1 protein-coding gene is annotated in these 704 nt (G+C 71.0%); it reads left to right on the plus strand.

All coding sequences use genetic code 11. The features are described 5' to 3' along the window. On the plus strand, window positions 1-704 hold a 704-nt coding region (locus ACSDR0_RS50980), incomplete at both ends, for a hydantoinase B/oxoprolinase family protein (RefSeq protein ID WP_435296198.1).

Consider the following 704-nt stretch of genomic DNA (forward strand, 5'->3'; position numbering starts at 1 on the left):
GAGATCATCGAGTTGATCCGGTTCAACTCGCGGATGCCGGATCTGGTGATCGGTGATCTGAACGCGCAGGTCGCCGCGCTGCGCACCGGCGAGCGCCGTGTCCGCGAGCTCTACACCCGCTACGGCAGGGCCGTCGTCGAGTCCGTCGTCGAGACCGTGATCGCCGCCGCGGCCGAGTCCGCCGCCGAGGCCGTCGCCCGCCTCCCGCAGGGTTCGTGGACGGCGGTCGACTGGCTGGACGACGACGGCATCACCGGCGACCCGGTTCGCATGCAGGTCACCGTCACCATCGCCGACGGCACCTTCACCGTCGACTTCGCCGGTTCCTCGCCCGCCACACCCGGCCCCGTCAACCTCCCGTTCGGCGCGACCATCGCGACCTGCCGGGTCGCGTTCAAGGCGATCACCACGCCGGGGGAGCAGACCAACGCCGGGCACTTCGCCCCGCTGGAGGTGCGGGCCGAGCCGGGCACGCTCTTCCACGCCGTGTACCCGGCGGCGACGTTCACCCAGTGGACGGGGACGGTCGCCATGGAGCTGATCTACAAGGCGCTGGCGCAGGGCATGCCGGACCGGCTGCCCGCCTCCTCGGGGGGTGACGTGCCGGGGTTCATGATGGTCGGGACTCATCCGGAGACAGGGCAGATGTTCGCGGTCAGCAACAACGATCCGGTCGGCTGGGGCGCCACCCCCTCCCACGACGG

Source organism: Streptosporangium sp. G11 (assembly GCF_051192615.1).
Lineage (GTDB): Bacteria > Actinomycetota > Actinomycetes > Streptosporangiales > Streptosporangiaceae > Streptosporangium.